Here is a 21,284-nt window from a genome sequence, read left to right as displayed (position 1 = left end):
GGGAGGAGGATGGGCATGATACTAGGGTTAACAGGCGGAATTGCCACTGGGAAAAGCACGGTGACAGGTATGCTTCGAGAGCGTGGAATTCCTGTCATTGACGCTGACCAAATCGCCAGAGAGGTCGTAGAACCAGGTAAACTGGCCTATGAAGCGATCGTGCGCCATTTTGGAAGAGAAATCCTATTGGAAGATGGTCAAATTGATCGAAAAAAACTAGGTGAGATCGTGTTTTCGGACGAGTCCGAGCGTCAAAAGCTGAACGCCATCGTCCATCCCGAGGTACGCCGCGTCATGCGGGAAGAGGCCGAATCAGCGGAAGCGAATGGAGCCGAGATCGTCTTTATGGACATTCCTCTGCTGTATGAGAGCAAGCTTACGCATATGGTAGAAAAAATCGTGGTCGTCTATGCGCCCTACGAGATGCAACTGGCGAGAATGCTGGAGCGCGACGAATTGGAAGAAGAACAAGCACGAAAAAGACTGCGGGCACAGTTTCCCATTGATCAGAAGAAGCAGGGTGCAGACTTTTTAATCGATAATTCTGGTTCGCGTGAAGAAACCGAGCGTCAAGTGGAGGCTGTATTAGCCGCGATTCGATCGGAGCGTCAATCATGAGTTTTGGCAAACGTGCAGCATGGATTCTGCTCGTTTTGGCGAGTGTATTTTTGCTGCTAAACACGCCAGTGGTGTGGAAATGGATGTACCCGATCAAATATGAGCAACAGATTGTGACGGCTGCACTGAAATATAAGGTGGACCCTCATTTGGTATTGGCTATCATTCGTTCCGAGAGTGGATTTGCGACAGATCGCGTTTCGAAAAAAGGTGCGGTCGGGCTCATGCAACTCATGCCGGAAACAGCGCAATGGATTGTCAATGAGGCAGGCTTCCGTCCAAAGGACAGTCAATACTTGTACGACCCTGTCATGAACATCGAGATTGGGACATGGTATCTCGATTTTTTGCTGTCCCGCTATGATGGCGATATCGTCAAAGTCATTGCCGCCTACAACGCTGGTCCGGGAAAAGTAAATGGATGGCTCGCGAGTGAGCAATGGAACGGAACTCGAGACACTGTTGAGGACATTCCATATGGGGAGACCCGTCAATATGTCCAGCGAGTGCTCTATTATCATGATCGTTACAAAAATATATACGACTTTCAATTACGTTGAAAATTATGAAAAGCCGCTTCTCTTACGGGTTAGAGAGCGGCTTTTCCTCTTTTTTTGGGTAGGGTAAATCGTCCAAATATTTATTTTTCAGTAAAACACATTGATAATTGTGTCATACTTATTATAATAAAAGTATCAGATAAGCGTAACTCAATTCGAAAGGGGTTTCTATATATGACAATTAAAATCGGTATTAATGGTTTCGGACGTATTGGCCGCATGGTATTCCGCCGCGCTATCCAGGACCCCAACATTGAAATCGTTGCAATCAACGCCAGCTATCCAGCGGAGACGCTTGCACATTTGTTGAAATATGACACGATCCACGGACGCCTGCAAAATAAAGTGGAAGTCCAAGACAACAAGATTATCGTAGATGGAAAAGCAACAGTTGTACTGTCTGACCGTGATCCGCTGAAGCTGCCTTGGGGTGACCTCGGAGTAGAGATCGTTGTAGAAGCTACAGGTAAGTTCAATAATCGCGAAGGCGCTGGCAAGCACCTGCAAAGCGGTGCGAAGAAAGTTGTGATTACAGCACCAGCGAAAGAAGAAGACGTGACGATTGTAATGGGTGTAAACGAAGGCACCTACGACCACGCCAATCACCACATTATCTCCAATGCTTCCTGCACAACCAACTGTCTCGCACCTGTGGCAAAAGTGCTCAACGATTCATTCGGTATCGAACAAGGTCTCATGACTACCATTCACTCGTTCACAAACGATCAGGTGAATCTCGACAATCCGCATAAAGACCTGCGTCGTGCACGTGCAGCTAGCGAGTCCATCATTCCAACGACGACAGGAGCTGCTCGTGCAGTAGGGATCGTTTTGCCAGAATTGAATGGCAAGCTGAACGGTTTTTCCTTGCGCGTACCGACTCCAAACGTTTCTGTAGTAGACTTGGTGGTCAACACGAAGAAGCCAGTTACATTGGACGAAGTAAACCGCGTCCTGCGTGAAGCGAGCGAAGGCAGCATGAAAGGCTACCTCGAGTTCTGCGACGAGCCGCTCGTATCCAGCGATTTCAATGGCAATGATCACTCCTCGATCATCGACGGTCTGTCTACGATGGTAATGGGAGACAATCAAGTAAAAGTGATTGCTTGGTACGATAATGAGTGGGGCTACTCCTGCCGTGTCGTAGACTTGGTTCGCCACGTATCCGAGCAGCACAATCAAGCTGCAACAAAAGAAGCTGCTGCTGTTGGTGTAAAATAAGTAGCATATACAAAACCCCTTTGCCGATATTTCAAGCAAAGGGGTTTTTCGTTGCTTCGTATTTACGATGAGGTAGGAGAATCTTCTAATGAGTTCACGTTAAATAGGTCATCATCTTCAAAGCTGACAATAAACAGCCGGATGTTCGTCTTGAGATCGAGGTCAAAAGGGCTAGGGACGTCGTTTCCTCGGCCGTCTTTTATCACACGAACAGTAGGACGATGCGAATAATCCGGATCAACCCGACTCACTACCCCGACTTCTCCGGTATTCAAAACGACGCTGCTACCAATCGGGAAGATAGCAATGTGCTTGATAAAGGCACTTACGAGATGGTGCTCGAATAACGTACCGCCAGACCCAAACAGGTATTCCACAGCATCCTGTGGCATATACCGCTTGCGCCATGGACGTGGGGAAGTCAATGAATCATAAATATCACAGAGACCGACAATTTGCGCGAATTCGTGTATTTGCTTGCCGGATAATCCCTGTGGATAGCCGCTTCCATTTAGCCGTTCATGGTGCTGCAAGCAGACGTGTGCTGACAAAAGTGAAATGTCATGCTGTTTTCTCAACAAATTAAAGCCAAGCATCGTATGCTGTTTGGCAATTTCTCTCTCTTCTTCCGTCCAGCGCTCTGTTTTTTGCATCATCTCGTCAGGCAGGCTCACTTTGCCGATATCGTGCAGCATGGCCCCTACCCCAAGGTTTATGAGCTGAGTGCGATTGTAGCCCAGAGACATACCCACAGCAGTCGCCAGCACGGCAACATTCACGGAGTGATGGTATAGGGATGGTGAATGAGAAGAGATCGTCGTCAAATGTCCAACCATTTGCTTGTTTTGCATCAGGTCGTCCAAAATTGAACTAAAGGCACGCTGAAAATGAAGGCCCATTTCTTTTAAGGAAATTTTCCGGGCCAGCTTGTTTGAGTTTGTAATTTGTTTGATCGTCTTCTCGATGGCTTCCACAGCTACTTGTCTGGTTTGTGGGCGAATCACTTCTTCTACGACGATGTCATTAGTAAGGGGATCATCGATATACACCGAATCAACCTTAGCTCGCTCTAATCCGGAAATGAGTCGTTCCGTTAATTCCATCCCGGTTCCAAGCAGCACCTTTCCATCTTCTGTGAAGACTGTACGCCCTAATTTCATTCCAGGCTGTAGTTGTTTTAAAGATACTAAACGCATGACTATCCCTCCAACAGTACCATAATTGTACTCCATTCGACTTATGCTTTAAATAGGTACAAGGATTGACTTGACTTCTGACAGGAATATGAGGGACACTGTAGACAAGTATTGTCAGTATTGGAGTTGATTCTGATATGCGTTGTCCATTTTGCGAATATAATGGGACTAGAGTCCTGGATTCACGTCCTTTCAATCATAATAAATCCATTCGTCGCCGCCGTGAGTGCGAAGCCTGCGAGCGTCGTTTTACTACCTTTGAAATGGTAGAAGAAACACCTTTGTTAATTGTGAAAAAGGACGGAACACGTGAGGAATTCAGTCGAGACAAGATATTGCGCGGGTTGGTGCGTGCTTGCGAAAAGCGTCCCGTCCCGTTGGAAGTGCTTGAAAATGTAGTGAACGACATTGAAAAAGAATTGCGCAGCTGCGGGCAAGCAGAGATCCCAAGCAATGATGTTGGGGAGAAGGTCATGGAGCGTTTATACCATGTTGATGAGGTCGCCTATGTGCGCTTCGCCTCTGTATACCGTCAATTCAAAGATATCAATGTATTTATGAAAGAGCTGGAGGAGCTATTGGCTCAAGCGCGAAACAGCTCGTTTCCGAAAGAATAGATAAGCTTTTTCTGCCAGACTGGCAGCTTCTTTCTCGCTCTTGCGGCCAATCCGCCAGGGCTTCTTTGGTTTTCCAACTCATTTTTCCGCGAATGAATGGGTTGTCATGCTATAATAAAAGAATCGAATTTTGTCAGGAAGGAAAGATCTGATGCGTCGTTTAGTTTGGAACGAGTTGTTGCCGAAGGATCGTTATCTGGTGCGGATGGCAAGACCGATTGGCTTTGCCGAAATGGGCTTTGTTACGCAGCTATACTTGCCGATCATCGGTGTCGAATCGTACGCTCTTTACCAACTGCTCGTCCATGGCGTGCAGGAGGTGAGCGGAGCCTCTTCGGAGGGGACCCATCGCAGTTTGATGCTGACGACTTCACTTTCTCTGGATCGGCTATTGGATGCGCGTGAACGTTTGGAGGCAATCGGGCTAGTCGAGGTGCGCCGCAGGGAAAATCAGCAGCGTGACTATTATTACGAGTACTTGATCAAACCGCCGCTTAGTCCGGCTGAGTTTTTTGCAGACTATGTACTGTCGTTGATGTTGTTAAACAAAATCGAAAACGTTCGCTATTCGCAACTGCGCCAGTATTATGCAGACACGCTTGGCAGTCAGTTGGATCAAGAATACTCCATTGTGGAAAACGTCACGAAAGACTTCCACGATGTGTTCCAGTCGTTGAAACCATCGGAGCTGGAAGTGAAAAAAGGATCGGAGCGGGATCAATTTTTAACCGAGATGGACACTAGCTTCCCGCAAGCGCCGATGAAATCTGGCTACGAGGCACAGGTCAACCATTCGCTGAGTGTATCGTCCTTGCGCCTGTACTTGCCGGATAATGCCGACTCGGTCAAAGTGTTGGAAGGCAAGAACATGGAGCTGTTGTTCTCGCTGTGCCATTTCTATCAGCTGGACAGCTGGGGAATGGGGCAGGAGCTGCGTGATTGGACGCTGTACAAATCGGATCGGAGTTTGGACGGAGAAGTTTTGCGCAAGCGTTTGGTACAACGTTACACGGAAGACAAGCTGTACCGGACTACGCCTGCAACTGACCCGACAGAGGATGGATGGGGACCCGGTCGCTTGCCTGAGCCTGGCAGCGAAGCCTTTATTCGTGCTTGTCGCCAGCTATCTCCGGTTACCCTGTTGGAAAAGGTCGTCGGTGGCAGAATTAGCAAGGTGTTTTTGGAACGGGCTGAAACGCTTGTATTTGCGGATGGGATGCAGCCGGATGTCGTCAATGCGCTGCTGCTCCATACGCTAGCCAGCATGCAAATGGAGCTGCCAAAAGCGTACATGGAGACGATTCGTGACAGCTGGAAAGCGAAGCGGATTGCGACAGTGGACGAGGCAGTCAAGCAGATCCTCGAGCGTGCGGATCAACGGGCACAAACAGCCGAGAAGGCAAAAACGAGCAGGAAGGAATCGGCTCCGGTCAGACGCAACGGTAGAGCCATCTTGCAGGACAAGCTGCCGGCATCTGTCGAGTGGCAGCTGTCGCAGGAGAAAACCACATCGGACGCTGAAAAGAAACAGTCCATTCAGGATTTTCCAGACTTGCAGAAAAGACTGGAAACCTTGCGAAAACGGAAATAAGGAGTGTGAGGGAACGTGGAGTCTATCAGTGAGTTTATGCAAGAGCTCGCCAAACGAACACCGCGTCAGTTGCTGACACCAGATCAGCAGTTAGATAAAATGTTCCGTTCGTCAGCGTATTTAAAAGCATTTCAACAAGAGCACCCCGCATTGACCAGGGACGATTACCTTCGCTCGCTCTCCAATATCTATACGGCAGTCAAGGAGCAGTATTGGTGTGAGCGTTGTCCGGGTCTTGGCGAATGCCCGAATTTGGTCAAGGGGCATAGCACTCATTTGGAGCTCGCTCACCAGCATATTATCAGCTCGATGACGCCTTGTTCCAAGCAACTGTCGCACGAGGAAGAGATTCGCCGCCGTCGACTGATGCGCAGCTACTATGTTTCCGAAGAGACCTTGAACGCGAGCTTTGAAGGCTTGGTCATTGACTCCGGGAATTTGGCTACCGTAGATGCCGCGATTCAGTTCTGTGAAAAAGTCGGGACAGGCGAGCGGGTAAAAGGGCTTTATTTGCACGGTCCGTTTGGTGTTGGAAAAAGCTACATCATGGGAGCAATCGGTCGCGAGCTCTCGGAACGCAACGTCGCTTCCTTGCTGGTTTATGTGCCAGACTTTATCCGGGAGATGAAGGACTCTATCTCGGATCAATCGTACGCAGGGAAGCTGGAGCTGCTGAAAGAAGTACCTGTACTGATCCTCGATGATATCGGCGCGGAGAACTTGACGCCATGGGTTCGAGACGAGATTTTGGGGGTTATACTGAATCAGCGGGCAAACAACCATTTGCCTACGCTGTTTACTTCAAACTACGCGCTGAATGAACTGCAAGAGCATATGTCTATCTCCAACGGAAATCGGATCGAACAAACAAAAGCGGCTCGCATCATGGAGCGAATCCGCCATTTTGTCGATGTGTATGAAATTTTACGCGAGAACCACCGTTCCTAGCACTTGTGTAAAGAGGCGAGAGAGCTCCCAATACGTGAGGGCGAGTACTTCTCTCGCCTTATGATACGGTCCAAACAGGACGTGTGACGTCGTTCCTACAGGCGAGGCGACAATTCCCAGTGAATCAGCCATGACCATGGCACGGGCCAAATGATAGTCGTGGCTGATGATCAGGGCGTCTTGAATATGATGTTCCTCCAAGACCTGCTGGCCGTACAGCAGGTTTTCGTATGTGCTGGTAGACTTGCTTTCTAGCAAAATGTCCTCTTCGGGAATTCCTTTGGCCACCAAGTAATTTCTGCTTACAGCAGCTTCCGTGATTGTTTTGCCTTCACCAAGGCCGCCAGTGACCAACAGCTTCGATACATAACCTTCTTTATACAGGATCGCCGCCTGCTCCAGACGCTCGCGCAGACCAGGACTAGGTCCCTCACCCCAGACCGCTGCACCGAGGACAATGCCGACGGTTGCGTGTCGTGCGTTGGCCTTCTCAATCGTCTGTTCGATGCGGTACCAGTTGTAGCCTGACCATAGTAGACCGAGAAGGATGACAAGCTCCAACATGATCCATATCCTGCGCCAGTAAGGACGCTGTGCGTTTATCGTTCGATTTTTCATTCTTCGAAATCTCCCTTGTAGTCTCTCTCTATTTAGACGTTTGAAATAAGGTCTAGTTACAAGGTTTGACATATGCCTGACACGAAAAACTAGTAAATTCTTTCTTGCACTTTGCCGATATAGTAATGGTGGAATGGTTTCGAAGAACAGCAAATTTCATACTTGCGAGGGAGGCTAGCAATGTTCTGGAAAAAAACGATGCTCTTGTTTCTGGCCGTCTTTCTATTAGTGGGGACTGGAAACGCAGGGGTAGGATTGGCTGCCGATGAAATCAGCCGACTCGTTCTGTCCAAGAACGAGGTAACACTGGAAAATGGAGATTCTACTAACCTGACGGCTACCGCTATTTATGTGAGCGGAAAAACGGAAGACGTCACCGTCAAGACAGAATGGACGACACAGGACGCGAATATCGCTACTGTTTATGCCGGACAGATAGCAGCCAAATCGGTAGGGAAATCTACCATTACAGCTACTTACATGGGTAAGCCTGTCGTAGTGGGTGTGACTGTAACCAAAAAGGTAAAGGCACTGACAACAGAAGATCAAACGTTGAACGTGAGAATTGGCAGCACGGAAAATGTAAAGCTGACAGCAGTATACAGCGATGGGACAACAGAAGACGTTACCACTAAAGCAGATTGGTCCATCGACAATCCTGCGATTGCGACTGTAGTAAATGGAGCAATCAAAGGTCTAAATTCAGGATCTGGTACAGTGACAGCAAAATTCGGCAGCCAGTCAACAACGATCTCTGTAAACGTCGAGATTGCACACAGATTGGAGCCTAGCAAAAACCAGGTTTCACTCTTGCTGAACGGCGAAGAAAAAATCAAGCTCAAAGCCATTTTCCCGGATGGAAGTGTAACGGAAGACGTCTCCGACAAGGCTGAATGGTCTTCCGACAATACCGCTGTAGCCGATGCGCTTAAAGGCACGATCAAGGCTTATGGCGCAGGCACAGCAACCATTACGGCGAAGTATGGAACAAAAACAGCGACGATCAAAGTCGATGTGGATACAACGCAAAAATTGGAACTCAACAAGCAAAACATTTTCATGAATGTAGGCAAGGAAGAAGACATCGAGCTGAAGGCAACCTATGCCAATAATGGCGGTTCCACAGTAGTGAACGATAAGGCCGAATGGTCCTCGGATCGCGAGGATGTTGCTTACTACAGCAACGGAAAAATCCATGCGGTGAAGTCCGGTGAAGCGGTGATTACTGCGAAATACGGAAACAAATCCGTTCAGGTACGTGTAGATGTAGAAGTACCCCGTTCCTTGTATATCAATCCTGCTTTCTTGACGATGAAAAGCGGGGATAAGAAAGATGTAATTGTAAACGCGTCCTTCGCAAACGGTACAAGTGAAGATGTCACTTCAAAAGTAGAGTGGTCTTCGGATAATGCAGATGTCGTATTTGCAAATGGCAAGACCGTATCCGCGTACAAGGCTGGAACAGCGAATGTAACAGCTAAATACGGCGGAAAAACAGCGACACTGGTTGTCGATGTAGATGTACCGCAAAACTTGACCGCAGATATCACGACAGTAGCGATCCCAGTGGGTGGCGCGAAGCAAGTGACGGTAAAGGCTGCGTATCCAGGTGGAGGCTCTGCTGAAGATGTCACACAAAAAGTCGTTTGGTCATCGAGTGCACCTAACGTAGCGAGCGTGCGTCAAGGCTTAATCACGGGTGTGTCCACAGGTTCAGCGACCGTGACCGCTACATACGGAACACGCACAGTGAACATTTCCGTATCCGTTGGCGTCATGCAGACATTGACCGTAGACAAGAAAAAGATCGTGCTCGCCAATGGCAAGTCCGAAACTGTTAAGCTGACTGCAGCTTACGCAGATGGAACGAACAAGGATGTAACAGATACAGCGACATGGAGCACAGCTTCTGCTGCTGTTGCAGAGGTAATGAACGGGAAGATCACAGCGACAGGAGCAGGGAAAACGACCGTAACAGGTACCTTCGATGGCAAGTCGGTTTCAATTGCAGTAGAAGTAGACCAAGCGACGAATCTCTCTGTTGATCCTCGCATGCTGATCTTGAACGTCAATGAATCAAAAGACATCAAGCTGAGCGCAACAAACTCTGCTGGCAATTCGGACAATGTGACCAAAGATGCAGAATGGTCCTCGTCCTCGCTGAAAGTAGCGGATGTGGTAAACGGCCGCGTAACAGGTCTCTCAAACGGCCGTGCGACGATCACCGCGAAATACGGCGGCAAATCGATCAGCATCCAGGTAGAAGTCGGAATCGTGAGCAAGCTGGAAGCAGACAAGCGCTTTGTATCTACGAAGTCAAACAGCAACGTACAAGTAACCTTGACAGCTACCTTCTCCGATGGCCGCACCATGGATGTTACCAATCTGGCTGACTGGAAGACGAGCAACTACAAGGTAGCAGACGTAACCAAAGGCCTCGTTACAGGACGTGCCTTCGGAAAAGCGACGGTTACAGCGAGATACAACGACAAGAGCGTATCCATCCCAGTCGATGTCGATACGTTGAAATACTTGAAGACAGATGTCGTCCAGCTCGTGATGAACAAAGGTGAAACGAAGCAAGTGAGCGCCATCGCGACGTACATGGATGGCTCCGAGCAAAATGTCTCCAAGCCAGCTCTCTGGACCACTACTCGCCTGTTGGTAGCCGATGTGAAAGACGGAGTCATCAAGGCGACAGGATCGGGTAAAGCGACGATTTATGTGCAATATGGTGGGAAGAAGACACCGATTGTGGTGACGGTGAGATAGTGGAGTGTTAGGGAAAAAGAGGAAAGCCAACCGGGTGGGATCGGTTGGCTTTTTTTGTTGAGTTTTATCGAGTTTGTAAAACAAAAAAAGTCACTTTATACAAGTGACTTGTGCGTCCTATATTATGGTGGAGCCAAGGGGGATCGAACCCCTGACCTCTTGACTGCCAGTCAAGCACTCTCCCAGCTGAGCTATGGCCCCGTGAATGTTTAAATACTAACATATGCTGGATAGATAGTCAATAATAAAAACTTTACTATTGAGTATATGGAGTCAACTGACCAGCACAAATTCTTTTCATATAATTGGTAGTATTCGCATGTGGGAGAGTGATGCATATGGCAGTAGTCTTGGACGCATTTTAATCGGTTCCTAAATATAGTAGGAACCGATTAAATATTACACCTTTTTTTGGAATTTTATTGTCCTTTGTTTTGCCCATTTTATACAGTTCTTTTCAATAAAATGATACGATACGATAGAAAACAATATTGCCGTTGCAACACATAAGAGGAACAGCAAAGAGATTGGAATTTTTGCATACAAAAGTTTAAAAAGTACCATCATGATTGGAAAATGACATAAATAGATACTATATGAAATTTCCCCTAAGTATACAAATACACTCTTATTTAAAATTGCTTTTACTTTTAGATTACTCATAGCCATTATAATAAGTATACTAACACCAATTACAACGCCCCAATCTTTTAATAGAAACATCGCATCACTACGAGAAATCAGCAATAATCCAGTAGAGTATAAATATAGAATGACTCCTAATGTGATAAGAAGCCTTCTTTTTAATTTTTTCATATTTCTATATAAACGGACAAGTTCTTCCTGATGCTTAAAAAGTAACATTCCGACCATAAACATAGATGTGAAATGCAGTGTATCAGCATAACCATTATAAAATCCCTCGGCTTTTCCAATATGCAACAGATTAAGGAAAATACTAATTAAAGAAAAGCTCAGGGCAAACAGTATCGTTTTCTTCCAACTCTGTTTATAAAAAAGAAGGAATAACAAGGGAAACACGATAGATATACGCATTTCTTGAGCCAATGACCAGATAACCGGATTGTAATTATCTGAAAAAAAGTTGTTGAGAAGCACTAGGTGATTGATAATATCTAATCCTGTTATAGGACCTTGCCACTTATCATAGTACCAATCTCGTAGTCCCGTAACTTCATATGGCGAAAACAAAATAAATAAAGCAAAGGTAATGAATATCCAGACATAATAAGGGATATAAATTCTTACAAATCGCTTAATTAAATATCCCCAATAATTTGTTTTTGAATGATAAATTGCCATAGATAAGACAAAACCACTGAGTACATAAAAAATGATTACAGCTTCTCCACCAGCCCATAAAAATCTAAGCGGTGAAAATTTAATAGAATCAGGCAACGATGGTAACATTAAACAAAAATGTCCTATCACCACTGTAATAGCCGCTAATCCTCGTATAGAATCTAATTCTTTTATTCTCTTACTCATAGATGACTCTCCTTGTAAACTTTACTGTTGATAAATGCCCCTATACTAGTTCTGAAGGGGATTTTTATATGTAGGGATAAATCATATAGTAATAATCGAAAGATAAAAGAAACTTTATCTAAAGATTTTTTAAAATTTCATTTCAAATTTATTGCTGTAATGGGTGTTGCACTTTGGATTGCCCGGATGCAAACAAGAAAAACCCTTGATATTCAAGGGTTTTTAAGATTGGTTTGTTTTCACGAGTTGAATTATTTTCACTGGCAGTGCAGAGGTCAGCGGTTCGATCCCGGTATGCTCCGCCATATAAGTAACTACAGAAACGGCAGAGATGCCGTTTTTTCTTTTTGTAATATATACCGCGCTTCTCTAAAAAACGGAGCGAAAAGACACTCTCCTCCCGCTCCGTTCATCATTCTTCTTTTCACAAAATTACAGATTCATCAAACCGCGAAACGCTTTTATCTTCCCCCTGCTAACAGGAATATCCGTCTGACTGTCATCATTCATCTTGATCAAATACGTATTATTAAACCACGGAATGATTTCTTTAATATGCTTCACGTTCAAAATATAGTTTCGATGACTTCGAAAGAAAGAGCGGGACCGATTCAAAATCTCCTCTAGCTCATTTAAAGACAAATCACACTTGTCGATACCCTCTTTTGTCGCCACATATAAATCTTTCTCCCGCACAAACGCAAAGTAAATCTGCCCTACAGGGATCGGGATGATCTTGTTGCTCTTCCGGATGCAGACATGTTCTTCCATCAGGGGAACTGTCGCGGTGCGGTCATTCATGGCCGCTCGCTTCCTCAGTGTCCGCACTTTTTGGATCACGTCGTCCAATTTCTGTTCCATGATCGGTTTGGTCAAATAGCCCACAGCCAGCGTGGAAAAAGCCTCCAGAGCGTGTTCGTGATAGGCAGTCGAAAAAACGATCAATGGGGGATTGGACATTTGATTCAATGTTTTGGCAAATTCAAGACCATTCATCCCGGGCATCTGAATATCGAGCATAAGCAAATCAGGCTCGGAATTGATCATATGAGGCAATGCTTCCAGTGGATTGGTATAGATTGCGTCCACCTGGATATCAATATACTTTTTCAGCAAATATTCCAATTCGGAACAAATGGCTGGCTCGTCATCGATGATGATCGTTTTCAGGAGCATCTGGATGCACTTCCTTTTCAAATGCGGATAACGGAGCGACAAAGGATACGACTGTTCCCAAACCCGGCTTGCTTTGAATCGTGAGGCCATATTTTTTGCCATAAATGGATCGAAGTCGTGAATGGACATTGACAAGGCCGATGCCTTTTGATTGGCTGTTCCAGATTTCGGCCAAACGCTCTTCACTGATTCCAACTCCATTGTCTTCAATGCTGATTTTCACTTCATGGTCGTGCGGTTCCACTCGAATCGTGAGCAGACAGTCGCTAACTTTTGGAGAAAGTCCATGGTGAATGGCATTTTCCACGATTGGCTGCAAAGTCAGGACAGGCAATTTGCACTCCAGCAGGGTGTCGTCGATCTCTATGTTTACCTTTAAACGGTTGCTAAATCTGACCTTCTCGATTTCCAAATACGACTTGATTCCGTCCACTTCTTCCTGCAAGCTGTGATGATTTCCCTTGCTTTTCAAATTGCGCCTGAAGATGTCGCTTAAATGACCGATTAAGTTTCTCGCTTGATCAGGGTCTGTTCGACAGTAGGACATTATCGTCCCCAAGGTGTTGAACAGAAAGTGCGGGTTGATTTGTGCTTGCAGGGCGCTCACTTCAGCTTGCTTCCGCATTTTCGCTTGATGCTCGATCTCCGCCAGTTCAATTTGGACCGACAGCAGCTTGGCCAAGCCGTCCACTAACTTCTCGTTGGTCTGGGACGTCTTGGAGGAAGAGGTTTTATAGTAGAATTGCAACGTCCCGATTTTCTGGTTTTGATGATACAACGATGCGGCGCTGATCGATTTTAGGCGATGTGGACGCGGAAGAGCAAAATCTTTGTCGCACCATACCCCTGTTGGATGGGTCAAAACAGCCTCCGCTACTTGTGCGCACAGCGTCTCTTTCTGCACATGATTCTCCAGTTCATGGCCTTTTGCGCTGAGCAGCTTTTCACGGTCGGTAATGGCGACTGCATCCACCTTGGCCATTTCACGGATCAGTTCAGCGGTTTTTTTCGCAGAATATTCATTTAGCCCCGTCCGCAGATGAGGCAACGTCTGGCTAGCAATTGACAAGGCAAGGTTTGCCCCCAGTGCGCCGGACTGGTCTTGCATCATTTTGAGATTTTGGAAAACGCGCGTGAAAAGCAACAGACCTGCAACGGTCATAATGGTGGTCGGGATCGCGATTTTTACTTCCAGTTCGAGTGCCGCTGAAAAAGGCTTGGCCATGAGCAGCACCATGACTTTTTGAATGAGCTCGGCTGTAACGCCAATCAGTACGATATGCTGCCATTTCAGACGCAGCATATTCATTTTCGTACTGACGATTCCGGCCAAGTAGCCGTTCATTACGGTCGAGATGGCACAGGCGAATGCGGTAAATCCACCGATCGAATAGCGATGAATACCTCCTATTAGGCCGGCCAAAAAACCGACGACTGGCCCTCCAATCAACCCGCCAGCGACGGCACCGACAATGCGCGTATTGGCGAGTGCGTCATTGACCCGTAGCCCATTCTCCGTTCCGATAACCGACAGGAACCCAAACAGCGTTGAGAGGATCATGATCCGCATCCAGTTGTTTTTCCCGTACATGATGTTCCGAAAGTAATCTAATTGGCCGATGATAAGGGCGATGACTGCAATTACAGAGATGTCTTCAAGCAGTCCCAGAAGCATAGTGATTGTCATAACAGCCGCCTCCCTATGGAAAAGGGTAGCCCGAACTGGCCGAAAAATCAATGTAACTCAACTGGGTTTTTCGGCAGCTCGGATGCCGTTTTTGCACATTCGGGAGTATTCGATAGATTCTAGCAAAACAAACAACTTAGAATAAAAGCAGTTCTTCGAGAATCCATCCGGGTAAATATGTAAACCCTTTCAAAGCATTGTTTCATTTGTAAGCGGTTAAACGATGGATTCGGGTCAATCATAAGGAGGGGGCAGCAATGAGTCAATCGAGTGATCGTGTAAATACGCGGCGCATCACAAGCAATATTTTTAAAGGTTCACTAGGGAATCTGATTGAATGGTACGACTGGTATGTCTATGCAGCTTTTGCGGTGTATTTCTCGTCTCAGTTTTTTCCAAAGGGCGACGCTACCAGCCAGTTGCTGAATACTGCCGCTGTTTTTGCTATTGGATTTTTAATGAGACCGATCGGGAGCTTGCTCCTGGGTCGATACGCTGACCGTCATGGGCGCCGTGCTGCGTTGACGCTGTCTGTTACCATCATGGCGGGTGGTTCTCTGGTGATTGCCGTAACACCAAACTATGAAACGATCGGCGTGTTTGCGCCTATTATTCTCGTTCTTGCTCGCCTGCTTCAAGGTCTTTCGCTTGGCGGGGAATACGGAACCTCTGCCACGTACTTGTCCGAGATGGCTTCTAGTGGTCGCCGAGGGTTCTATTCTAGCTTCCAGTACGTCACACTGATCAGTGGTCAGCTGTTGGCATTGGGTGTGCAAATTATCTTGCAGCAAATACTCCCAGAAGAAGCCATGATGGCCTGGGGCTGGCGAATTCCGTTCATCATTGGAGCATTTGGCGCAGTAGCCGTGTTGTGGCTTCGTCGCAGTATGGACGAATCGGAGCAGTATACGAAAATGGAGTCGAAAAACAAGGAGAAGGCGGGTACGCTTCGAGAGCTGATGAAGCATCCGAAGGCGGTGCTGGCAGTCGTCGGTCTTACGCTCGGGGGAACCATTGCCTTTAACACCTACACAACCTATTTGCAAAAATTCATGGTGATTACGGTAGGATTGCCGAAAGATATAGTTAGCTGGATTAACTTTGCCGCATTGCTCGTATTCGTCGTCTTGCAGCCGCTTGCTGGTATGCTGTCCGACCGAATTGGACGGCGCCCGTTGTTGATTGGTTTCGGTATTCTTGGAACATTGTGGACCGTACCGATGTTTATGCTCCTGGAACAAACCACTAGCCCATATGTTGCTTTCCTGCTGATGCTGTCTGGTCTTATCATTGTTACTGGTTATACGTCCATCAATGCGATCGTGAAAGCCGAGATGTTTCCTACCGCCATTCGTGCTCTGGGTGTAGGATTTCCATACGGGGTGACCGTTGCGATCTTTGGAGGAACAGCGGAGTTCATTGCGCTATGGTTCAAAAGCATCGGGAACGAGTCTCTCTTCTATTACTATGTAGCAGCTTGTATTGCCATAAGCCTCCTCGTTTACTGGCGCATGGGTGAGTCGTCGAAAAACTCCCAGATCGAAGCAGAGCTAAACACTGAAAAGGACAAGCATGCTTCTAATCAATAGGAGTGGACGTACATTTTGAAAGCGGTTCGATCCCGTTATGTCCACCTAACAATAAAAAACACGATCCAATGGGTCGTGTTTTTGTACTTGGTAGAGTGCTGAAAAAATCGCCCAAGAGATCTTGTCTCCTGAGCGATTTTTCTCTTTTTACCCCTGACCTACAATCTTCTTCAAGCGTCCCACCAGCGGGATGACAATAACCGCCGCTACAACCACCTGCAAAACGTTCCCCGGAATAGAGCCAAACGGCTGAATCCAGTTCCCGTAAAGAATAACCTCAACAAAGTAGTAGCCCACGATCTTAATCACCAATGCAGCGACAACCGCGAGTGCGTACACAAATACCCGATTGCCAGGCACCTTTTCGGCGATGAGGCCAGCTACATACCCCATTGCACCTACGATTACGAAGGTAAACGGTGCCCATGCTGTCCAACCGGAGATAAGGTCAAAGAGGCCCATACCAAAAGCTCCAGCGATAGCTCCTGTTTTTCTGCCATACACAAAGGCTGCGATTAAAAGAGGCACGTTACCGAGATGAATGAGGCCACCGTTACCCATGATCGGGAGTCTTAAATTGATAAACATGGTGGCTGCGAGCGTAAAAGCGATGAAGAGTGCGTTAATAACCAAGGTTTTCGTCTTTGTTGCTTTTCTTGGTGAAAAAGTAGAATCCATATGATAGCCTCTTTCTTATTATTTTTACTATTATCATACTCACAATCAGCTACATAATAAATACACTTTGCACGATTTATTTCCCTAGGTAAATCATTCCAACGAAAGAAATACGCTAGAGAGGGGTTAGGAAGCAGGTACAGGACAGTGACAGATTTGGAAAACTCGCTGATCCGTTGCTGGAAGGCGGCCCCGCATCAAGTTTTTGGAAAGGGTGCAAACGCAACTCGATGAGTAAGCGAATAGGAAAAACTCAAGTCTATTTCAGCTTGAGTTTTTTTTTGTCAGTTTGATTCGTTTTTTTACCGTAACGCTTAGGCTAGCCTCTCCCCAAGCTGTTTCACTTTCTCCAGCCACTTCTTGCGCTTTTCCTCCGTCGAGGCATTCACCCCACTAATCTCCGTAACTTTTACAGGCTTAATCCCGCAAAACTTCAAAATGTTGCGTTTCATCACGAGATGTCCGGCTTGCCAGTAGATCAAGCGGTTGTACCAAGATGGAAAATCCATGGTCACAATCACATGAGCGGTTTTGCCCGTTAACAGCTTATCCCAGAGTGACGAACCCTCCCGATATTTATAGGCGAATCCGGATAAAAGGACGCGATCGAAAAACCCCTTCAAGATAGCGGGCATCGTGCCCCACCAGGTCGGATAGACAATGACCAGATGATCCGCCCAACGGATGAGGTCCTGCGCTTCTTTTAGGTCATCCTCCAGCTCTGTTCTTTTCCGATATCCGTACTTCAAATTTGGATCGAAAGCGATTTGGCTCAAATCAATGGTGCGAATCTGTGCTGCTTTGCCTGCGGCTCCTTTCATATAGGCGTGCGCCAACGCGGAGCAATAGCTCTCGGGATCTGGATGTCCGATGATAACGAGAATGTTCATTTTCATATCCCCCTGTAGAGTTGATTCCATAACCGACAGATCGTGGTAAACTGAACTGTATTCAGCATATCGTGTGGAATTGAACAGATGAATGATCGAAGGCGCATAAATGTTGTGGATTCACGCAAAGGAGGTTCCGTACTTGGAAAATGCGCATGGGTTTGCGATTTCGATGGTGTATCCGATTATGAAAACAATTACCCACAAGAAGCTTGATTTTGAGCGTTTTTGTGATCATATTTCCTTCGACAGTAGCTTGCTAAAGGATGTAGAGGCGCGGATTGATGAAGCAGAGCTCGAGCGCTTGATGAAAGAAGCTGCCATTTACACGCAGGATGATCATTTCGGACTGCATCAAGGACAGTTAACGGATATTGCCGATCTGGGCATCCTTGGCTATGTCATGATGCATTCGGAAAAAATCGTCGATGCATGGAAGGCTTATCAGCGATATCACGTGATCCTTTGCAGTGGGTACGAGCTGGATTGGGAAGAGCGGGGGAAGGATGTTTTCCTGCGGTTTCATAGACAAAGCCCTGGGAGCGTGTCTCGACATTGCATGGAGGATATGGTCAGCTCCTTGTACCACTTGATCGTCCGTATGAGTCACCGCGCTATTCCGTTACAGTCCATACATTTCACACACGACGCTACGGATGATATCGCTCCGTATTTAAAATTGTTCGGGATGGAGCCTCACTTTGGTGAAGAAGAAAATGGGCTCTTGGTAGGCAAAGAAGTTTTGCAATACCCGATTCTGTATTCAGATATCCGGCTGCGTAAAGCTTTCGAACCAATCGCGGAAGAAATTAGAGAGAGGTTGATCAGGGGGCGGGAATTTTCGGACCGTGTGTTTCAATGGATGATGGGATGTATGCCTGCGGCTTTTCCGACCTTACAGCAGACTGCCGCTGCTTTTCATATGAGTACGAGATCCCTGCAAGCGAAACTAAAGGCAGAGGACACTTCCTATCATGAATTGTCCACGAATGTCCGTAAAGAAATGGCGATGGGGTATTTACACCAAGCGGAGCATTCCATTGGAGAGATTGCATACCTGCTGCATTTTTCAGATCCAAGCGCCTTTCAAAATGCTTTCAAGAAATGGACGGGGCTGACACCGGGGCAATACCGGATCAGTCGCCAAGCGCTTGCTATGTAACGGCATGATCGAACACGCTGCGTAAGCGTGTTTTTTTTGTGTTGTCGAATCTATTAAGTTTGACAAACTGGAAAATCACGGTGTACACTTTTTTTATTCCGACCGTACAGTATAAATAAACGAGGTAAAATCATGCCCAAATTAGGAATGGAACCAAAGCGCCGAGCGGATGTCATTAATGCGACCCTCACTTGTATTAGCAATCACGGGATTGATGGCATGACGCTGGATAAGGTGGCGGAGTATGCGGACTGCTCAAAGGGTGTCGTCACGTATTACTTTAAGAATAAGGATAATTTGACGAGTGAAGCCTTTCAGGCATTTTTGGCCTATTATGGCTTGAAAATCGAAGCTGACATTGAGAACACCATGACCGCCCAGGAAATGATGGACGTTACGCTTGCGCACATCTTGCCGCCATACGTGAACGACAAGGAAAAACGAATCAATGTTTCGCAGCTGGATGGCATCGCTGAGATGTACATCCCGCATGAAGATCAAGCAAGACTCTTTGTCCAATTCTTCTCCAAAGCCGCATTGGACCCCAAGCTGCAAGAAGTGGTTGCGAAGAGTTATGCGAGAGATTTGCAGGGCATCACCAAGATTTTTGAATACGGCAAGCAAACCGGGCTTATGTCTGTAGAGGATTCACAAAACGCTGCCTACGGACTCATGGCGATGGTTGTTGGCTTGAGCTTCTTTCGAGTGGCGAGCGTTTCGCCAGCAACCGGTGAAGACAACCGATATATTTGTGACGATTATGTGAGGCAGATGACCAATAGAAAATGAGGAGGGTACACATGAATATTACAAAGGTAGAAGCTGGCGGGAAAAATATTGCTATTGTGAGTGGTAGCGAGGTACTTATAGGGGATGTGCAGTCCGCATTGGACCTGATCGCAACGGTTCATTATCAAGCAGACAGTGAGCGTATTGTTCTCAACAAATCATTGCTGAACGAAAGCTTTTTCGATTTGAAAACACGCCTTGCTGGGGAAATCCTTCAGAAGTTCATCAATTATCGGGTGAAAGTGGCAATTGTAGGAGATTTTTCGGTATACACAAGTAAAAGTCTAAAAGACTTCATCTATGAATCGAACAAGGGAAACGACATCTTTTTCTTGCCGACCGAAGAGCAGGCGATCGAGAAGTTAAGCCAGGTGAAATAGAGATGGAGGGGCCGTACAACATGGTGAGCATCCCAGCAGGGCATATCGAATTACGGGACGATCGAATCAAGGCGACATGGACAACCGAGGTGAACGCTTTTTTACTCGCACCGGTTCCTGTTACGAATGCGTTATACTTCTCGGTTGTACAAAAAGCAGCTGGACCGAGTGACCACCCAGAGGCTCCTGTCGTGAATGTCTCGTGGAACGATGCGATTTCGTTTTGCAATCTGCTTTCTCAGCAAGCAGGTCTCACGGAATGTTACTCGATAAGTGAAGATGGTGAGTGTGTTGGTTGGAACGAGGAAGCGGATGGCTATCGTCTGCCGACAGAGGCGGAATGGCAGCACGCTTGCAAAGCAGGGACGGGCGGTTATCGGTACGGCGAGCTGGATGAGATCGCATGGTACGAAGGGAATGCTGAGGGTACAGCACATGCGGTAGGACAAAAGCTGCCGAATGCGTGGGGGCTCTATGACATGCTGGGAAATGTTTGGGAGTGGTGCTGGGACCTTTACGATGTAAACGTCTATGGCTCCTACCGAATTTTTCGCGGTGGCAGTTGGGCAGAAGAGGCCAGAGGCTGTGGGGCGACGTGCCGCAGGCGTAGTCACCCCACGTTTCGAATTGATGATCTCGGCTTTCGTCTTGCCAGAGGGGCTTGCAAAATCCAAAAAAATCCTTTATATTGATTTTAGTTAGATAATCTAATTATATTCAAGGTGGATTATGAGCAGAAAAAACAAGTGTGAGCATACATCCGATCAATTGCCGAAACTTGGTATTCAGCCATATTTGCATCTGATGGAAACAACTGCTCTGCAAAATACGGATCGCAAATTGGCTCATTTGGGATTATTGATGCTATGGCTGGGGGATAACGCCATAGACGTCATTGATTTGAATTTGGAGAAATTCGGCATAACGGAGTGTAAATGGGACGTATTGCTGTTGCTTACGTTACATAAAGACAGGGAACTTATCACCCCTTCTTCGCTTGCAGACAGGCTGGGGATTCGGCGTGCTTCTGTTACAGCTTTGCTGGACTGGCTGGAAAAAAGGCACTGGATCATCAGGGAGCAAAGCACGCTGGATGGTCGCAAGATTCATGTCAAAATAACGCAAGAAGGCAGAGAATTAGTAACCAGCGTACTGCCAGTTTTTTGGTCTGCTTGCTCCTCCATTATGAGCGAATTAGAAGAGGAAGAACGGATGCTGTTGGAAAAAATCTTGATGAAGTTAAATAGCAGCATGGAAGAGAAACTGGGGGTGGGAAGATAAGA

Annotated in this window: 20 protein-coding genes and 1 tRNA gene; 13 read left to right on the top strand and 8 right to left on the bottom strand. The window is 46.7% G+C overall.

Translation table 11 applies throughout. The annotated features are described in order from the left end of the window. The first annotated feature begins 9 nt into the window (after window positions 1–9). The 3 genes from coaE (at window position 10) to HP570_RS08920 (ending at window position 2,399) form a co-directional block, all read left to right on the top strand. Complete coding sequence (gene coaE / locus HP570_RS08930) at window positions 10–618, top strand: dephospho-CoA kinase (protein WP_012685133.1); 609 nt, start codon at window positions 10–12, stop codon at window positions 616–618. Then, the gene (locus tag HP570_RS08925; RefSeq protein ID WP_012685134.1) at window positions 615–1,178 is read left to right on the top strand and encodes a lytic transglycosylase domain-containing protein; all 564 of its coding nucleotides are present in this window, start codon (window positions 615–617) and stop codon (window positions 1,176–1,178) included. Before coaE ends, HP570_RS08925 begins: the two co-directional genes overlap by 4 nt. Window positions 1,179–1,352: 174 nt before the next feature. Next, entirely contained in the window at window positions 1,353–2,399 is a 1,047-nt protein-coding gene (locus HP570_RS08920; RefSeq protein ID WP_087344730.1) for a glyceraldehyde-3-phosphate dehydrogenase, read from the top strand. A gap of 62 nt (window positions 2,400–2,461) precedes the next feature. Here the strand turns inward: HP570_RS08920 and HP570_RS08915 are convergent, their stop codons facing one another. Then, the gene (locus HP570_RS08915; protein ID WP_173625504.1) at window positions 2,462–3,595 is read right to left on the bottom strand and encodes an HD-GYP domain-containing protein; all 1,134 of its coding nucleotides are present in this window, start codon (window positions 3,593–3,595) and stop codon (window positions 2,462–2,464) included. A 137-nt stretch (window positions 3,596–3,732) separates the two neighbouring features. On the opposite strand from HP570_RS08915, the gene nrdR reads away from it, so the two are divergent. The 3 genes from nrdR to dnaI all read left to right on the top strand — a co-directional run bounded on the left by nrdR (window position 3,733) and on the right by dnaI (window position 6,751). Then, window positions 3,733–4,212 (top strand): transcriptional regulator NrdR, encoded by a 480-nt coding sequence (gene nrdR, locus HP570_RS08910; RefSeq protein ID WP_012685137.1) that lies wholly within the window; start codon window positions 3,733–3,735, stop codon window positions 4,210–4,212. Between the two features lie 151 nt (window positions 4,213–4,363). Then, entirely contained in the window at window positions 4,364–5,803 is a 1,440-nt protein-coding gene (locus HP570_RS08905; RefSeq protein WP_173625503.1) for a replication initiation and membrane attachment family protein, read from the top strand. A gap of 15 nt (window positions 5,804–5,818) precedes the next feature. Then, window positions 5,819–6,751 carry a primosomal protein DnaI gene (gene dnaI, locus HP570_RS08900; RefSeq protein ID WP_012685139.1) on the top strand — a complete coding sequence of 311 codons (933 nt, stop codon included), beginning with the start codon at window positions 5,819–5,821 and terminating at the stop codon, window positions 6,749–6,751. Here dnaI and HP570_RS08895 read toward each other — a convergent pair. Then, a complete protein-coding gene (locus HP570_RS08895) occupies window positions 6,728–7,369 on the bottom strand; it encodes a YdcF family protein (RefSeq protein ID WP_012685140.1) in 642 nt (213 codons plus the stop codon). The genes dnaI and HP570_RS08895 overlap by 24 nt on opposite strands. 180 nt (window positions 7,370–7,549) lie before the next feature. On the opposite strand from HP570_RS08895, the gene HP570_RS08890 reads away from it, so the two are divergent. Beyond that, window positions 7,550–10,141 (top strand): Ig-like domain-containing protein, encoded by a 2,592-nt coding sequence (locus HP570_RS08890; protein ID WP_173625502.1) that lies wholly within the window; start codon window positions 7,550–7,552, stop codon window positions 10,139–10,141. Between the two features lie 125 nt (window positions 10,142–10,266). Here HP570_RS08890 and HP570_RS08885 read toward each other — a convergent pair. The 4 genes from HP570_RS08885 to HP570_RS08870 form a co-directional block, all read right to left on the bottom strand. Further along, window positions 10,267–10,342: transfer RNA gene (locus HP570_RS08885), tRNA-Ala, on the bottom strand. Between the two features lie 198 nt (window positions 10,343–10,540). Then, window positions 10,541–11,650: an acyltransferase family protein gene (locus tag HP570_RS08880; protein ID WP_173625501.1), complete on the bottom strand. Its 1,110-nt coding sequence runs from the start codon at window positions 11,648–11,650 to the stop codon at window positions 10,541–10,543. A gap of 432 nt (window positions 11,651–12,082) precedes the next feature. After that, window positions 12,083–12,826 carry a LytR/AlgR family response regulator transcription factor gene (locus HP570_RS08875; RefSeq protein WP_173625500.1) on the bottom strand — a complete coding sequence of 248 codons (744 nt, stop codon included), beginning with the start codon at window positions 12,824–12,826 and terminating at the stop codon, window positions 12,083–12,085. Next, window positions 12,798–14,513 (bottom strand): LytS/YhcK type 5TM receptor domain-containing protein, encoded by a 1,716-nt coding sequence (locus tag HP570_RS08870; RefSeq protein ID WP_173625499.1) that lies wholly within the window; start codon window positions 14,511–14,513, stop codon window positions 12,798–12,800. Before HP570_RS08870 ends, HP570_RS08875 begins: the two co-directional genes overlap by 29 nt. 257 nt (window positions 14,514–14,770) lie before the next feature. Between HP570_RS08870 and HP570_RS08865 the strand changes: the two genes are divergently transcribed. Continuing rightward, on the top strand, window positions 14,771–16,102 hold the full coding sequence (locus tag HP570_RS08865) for an MFS transporter (RefSeq protein ID WP_173625498.1): 1,332 nt from the start codon (window positions 14,771–14,773) through the stop codon (window positions 16,100–16,102). Window positions 16,103–16,249: 147 nt separating this feature from the next. Here the strand turns inward: HP570_RS08865 and HP570_RS08860 are convergent, their stop codons facing one another. Further along, window positions 16,250–16,780, bottom strand: a complete 531-nt coding sequence (locus HP570_RS08860; RefSeq protein WP_012685152.1) for an ECF transporter S component — start codon at window positions 16,778–16,780, stop codon at window positions 16,250–16,252. Between the two features lie 314 nt (window positions 16,781–17,094). Beyond that, a complete protein-coding gene (locus HP570_RS08855; protein ID WP_173625497.1) occupies window positions 17,095–17,670 on the bottom strand; it encodes an NAD(P)H-dependent oxidoreductase in 576 nt (191 codons plus the stop codon). Between the two features lie 142 nt (window positions 17,671–17,812). Here HP570_RS08855 and HP570_RS08850 point away from each other — a divergent pair, with 142 nt between their 5' ends. The 5 genes from HP570_RS08850 (at window position 17,813) to HP570_RS08830 (ending at window position 21,282) form a co-directional block, all read left to right on the top strand. After that, a complete protein-coding gene (locus HP570_RS08850) occupies window positions 17,813–18,832 on the top strand; it encodes an AraC family transcriptional regulator (protein ID WP_173625496.1) in 1,020 nt (339 codons plus the stop codon). A gap of 132 nt (window positions 18,833–18,964) precedes the next feature. After that, window positions 18,965–19,621, top strand: a complete 657-nt coding sequence (locus HP570_RS08845; protein WP_173625495.1) for a TetR/AcrR family transcriptional regulator — start codon at window positions 18,965–18,967, stop codon at window positions 19,619–19,621. Window positions 19,622–19,632: 11 nt separating this feature from the next. Next, on the top strand, window positions 19,633–20,001 hold the full coding sequence (locus HP570_RS08840) for a DUF4180 domain-containing protein (protein ID WP_173625494.1): 369 nt from the start codon (window positions 19,633–19,635) through the stop codon (window positions 19,999–20,001). 2 nt (window positions 20,002–20,003) lie between these two features. Further along, a complete protein-coding gene (locus HP570_RS08835; RefSeq protein WP_173625493.1) occupies window positions 20,004–20,693 on the top strand; it encodes a formylglycine-generating enzyme family protein in 690 nt (229 codons plus the stop codon). Window positions 20,694–20,730: 37 nt separating this feature from the next. Then, entirely contained in the window at window positions 20,731–21,282 is a 552-nt protein-coding gene (locus HP570_RS08830; RefSeq protein WP_173625492.1) for a MarR family transcriptional regulator, read from the top strand. Window positions 21,283–21,284: the final 2 nt, after the last annotated feature.

It is taken from the genome of Brevibacillus sp. RS1.1, from assembly GCF_013284365.1.
Classification (GTDB): Bacteria; Bacillota; Bacilli; order Brevibacillales; family Brevibacillaceae; genus Brevibacillus; species Brevibacillus brevis_D.
This window is presented reverse-complemented; position numbering and strand designations above follow the sequence as displayed.

What these genes read in the sequence shown, in the direction of transcription:
- coaE (WP_012685133.1), top strand. Translation starts at nt 10, where the DNA reads ATGGGCATGATACTAGGGTTAACAGGCGGAATTGCCACTGGGAAAAGC.
- HP570_RS08925 (WP_012685134.1), top strand. Translation starts at nt 615, where the DNA reads ATGAGTTTTGGCAAACGTGCAGCATGGATTCTGCTCGTTTTGGCGAGT.
- HP570_RS08920 (WP_087344730.1), top strand. Translation starts at nt 1,353, where the DNA reads ATGACAATTAAAATCGGTATTAATGGTTTCGGACGTATTGGCCGCATG.
- HP570_RS08915 (WP_173625504.1), bottom strand. Translation starts at nt 3,595, where the DNA reads ATGCGTTTAGTATCTTTAAAACAACTACAGCCTGGAATGAAATTAGGG.
- nrdR (WP_012685137.1), top strand. Translation starts at nt 3,733, where the DNA reads ATGCGTTGTCCATTTTGCGAATATAATGGGACTAGAGTCCTGGATTCA.
- HP570_RS08905 (WP_173625503.1), top strand. Translation starts at nt 4,364, where the DNA reads ATGCGTCGTTTAGTTTGGAACGAGTTGTTGCCGAAGGATCGTTATCTG.
- HP570_RS08895 (WP_012685140.1), bottom strand. Translation starts at nt 7,369, where the DNA reads ATGAAAAATCGAACGATAAACGCACAGCGTCCTTACTGGCGCAGGATA.
- HP570_RS08890 (WP_173625502.1), top strand. Translation starts at nt 7,550, where the DNA reads ATGTTCTGGAAAAAAACGATGCTCTTGTTTCTGGCCGTCTTTCTATTA.
- HP570_RS08880 (WP_173625501.1), bottom strand. Translation starts at nt 11,650, where the DNA reads ATGAGTAAGAGAATAAAAGAATTAGATTCTATACGAGGATTAGCGGCT.
- HP570_RS08875 (WP_173625500.1), bottom strand. Translation starts at nt 12,826, where the DNA reads ATGCTCCTGAAAACGATCATCATCGATGACGAGCCAGCCATTTGTTCC.
- HP570_RS08870 (WP_173625499.1), bottom strand. Translation starts at nt 14,513, where the DNA reads ATGACAATCACTATGCTTCTGGGACTGCTTGAAGACATCTCTGTAATT.
- HP570_RS08865 (WP_173625498.1), top strand. Translation starts at nt 14,771, where the DNA reads ATGAGTCAATCGAGTGATCGTGTAAATACGCGGCGCATCACAAGCAAT.
- HP570_RS08860 (WP_012685152.1), bottom strand. Translation starts at nt 16,780, where the DNA reads ATGGATTCTACTTTTTCACCAAGAAAAGCAACAAAGACGAAAACCTTG.
- HP570_RS08855 (WP_173625497.1), bottom strand. Translation starts at nt 17,670, where the DNA reads ATGAACATTCTCGTTATCATCGGACATCCAGATCCCGAGAGCTATTGC.
- HP570_RS08845 (WP_173625495.1), top strand. Translation starts at nt 18,965, where the DNA reads ATGCCCAAATTAGGAATGGAACCAAAGCGCCGAGCGGATGTCATTAAT.
- HP570_RS08840 (WP_173625494.1), top strand. Translation starts at nt 19,633, where the DNA reads ATGAATATTACAAAGGTAGAAGCTGGCGGGAAAAATATTGCTATTGTG.
- HP570_RS08835 (WP_173625493.1), top strand. Translation starts at nt 20,004, where the DNA reads ATGGAGGGGCCGTACAACATGGTGAGCATCCCAGCAGGGCATATCGAA.
- HP570_RS08830 (WP_173625492.1), top strand. Translation starts at nt 20,731, where the DNA reads ATGAGCAGAAAAAACAAGTGTGAGCATACATCCGATCAATTGCCGAAA.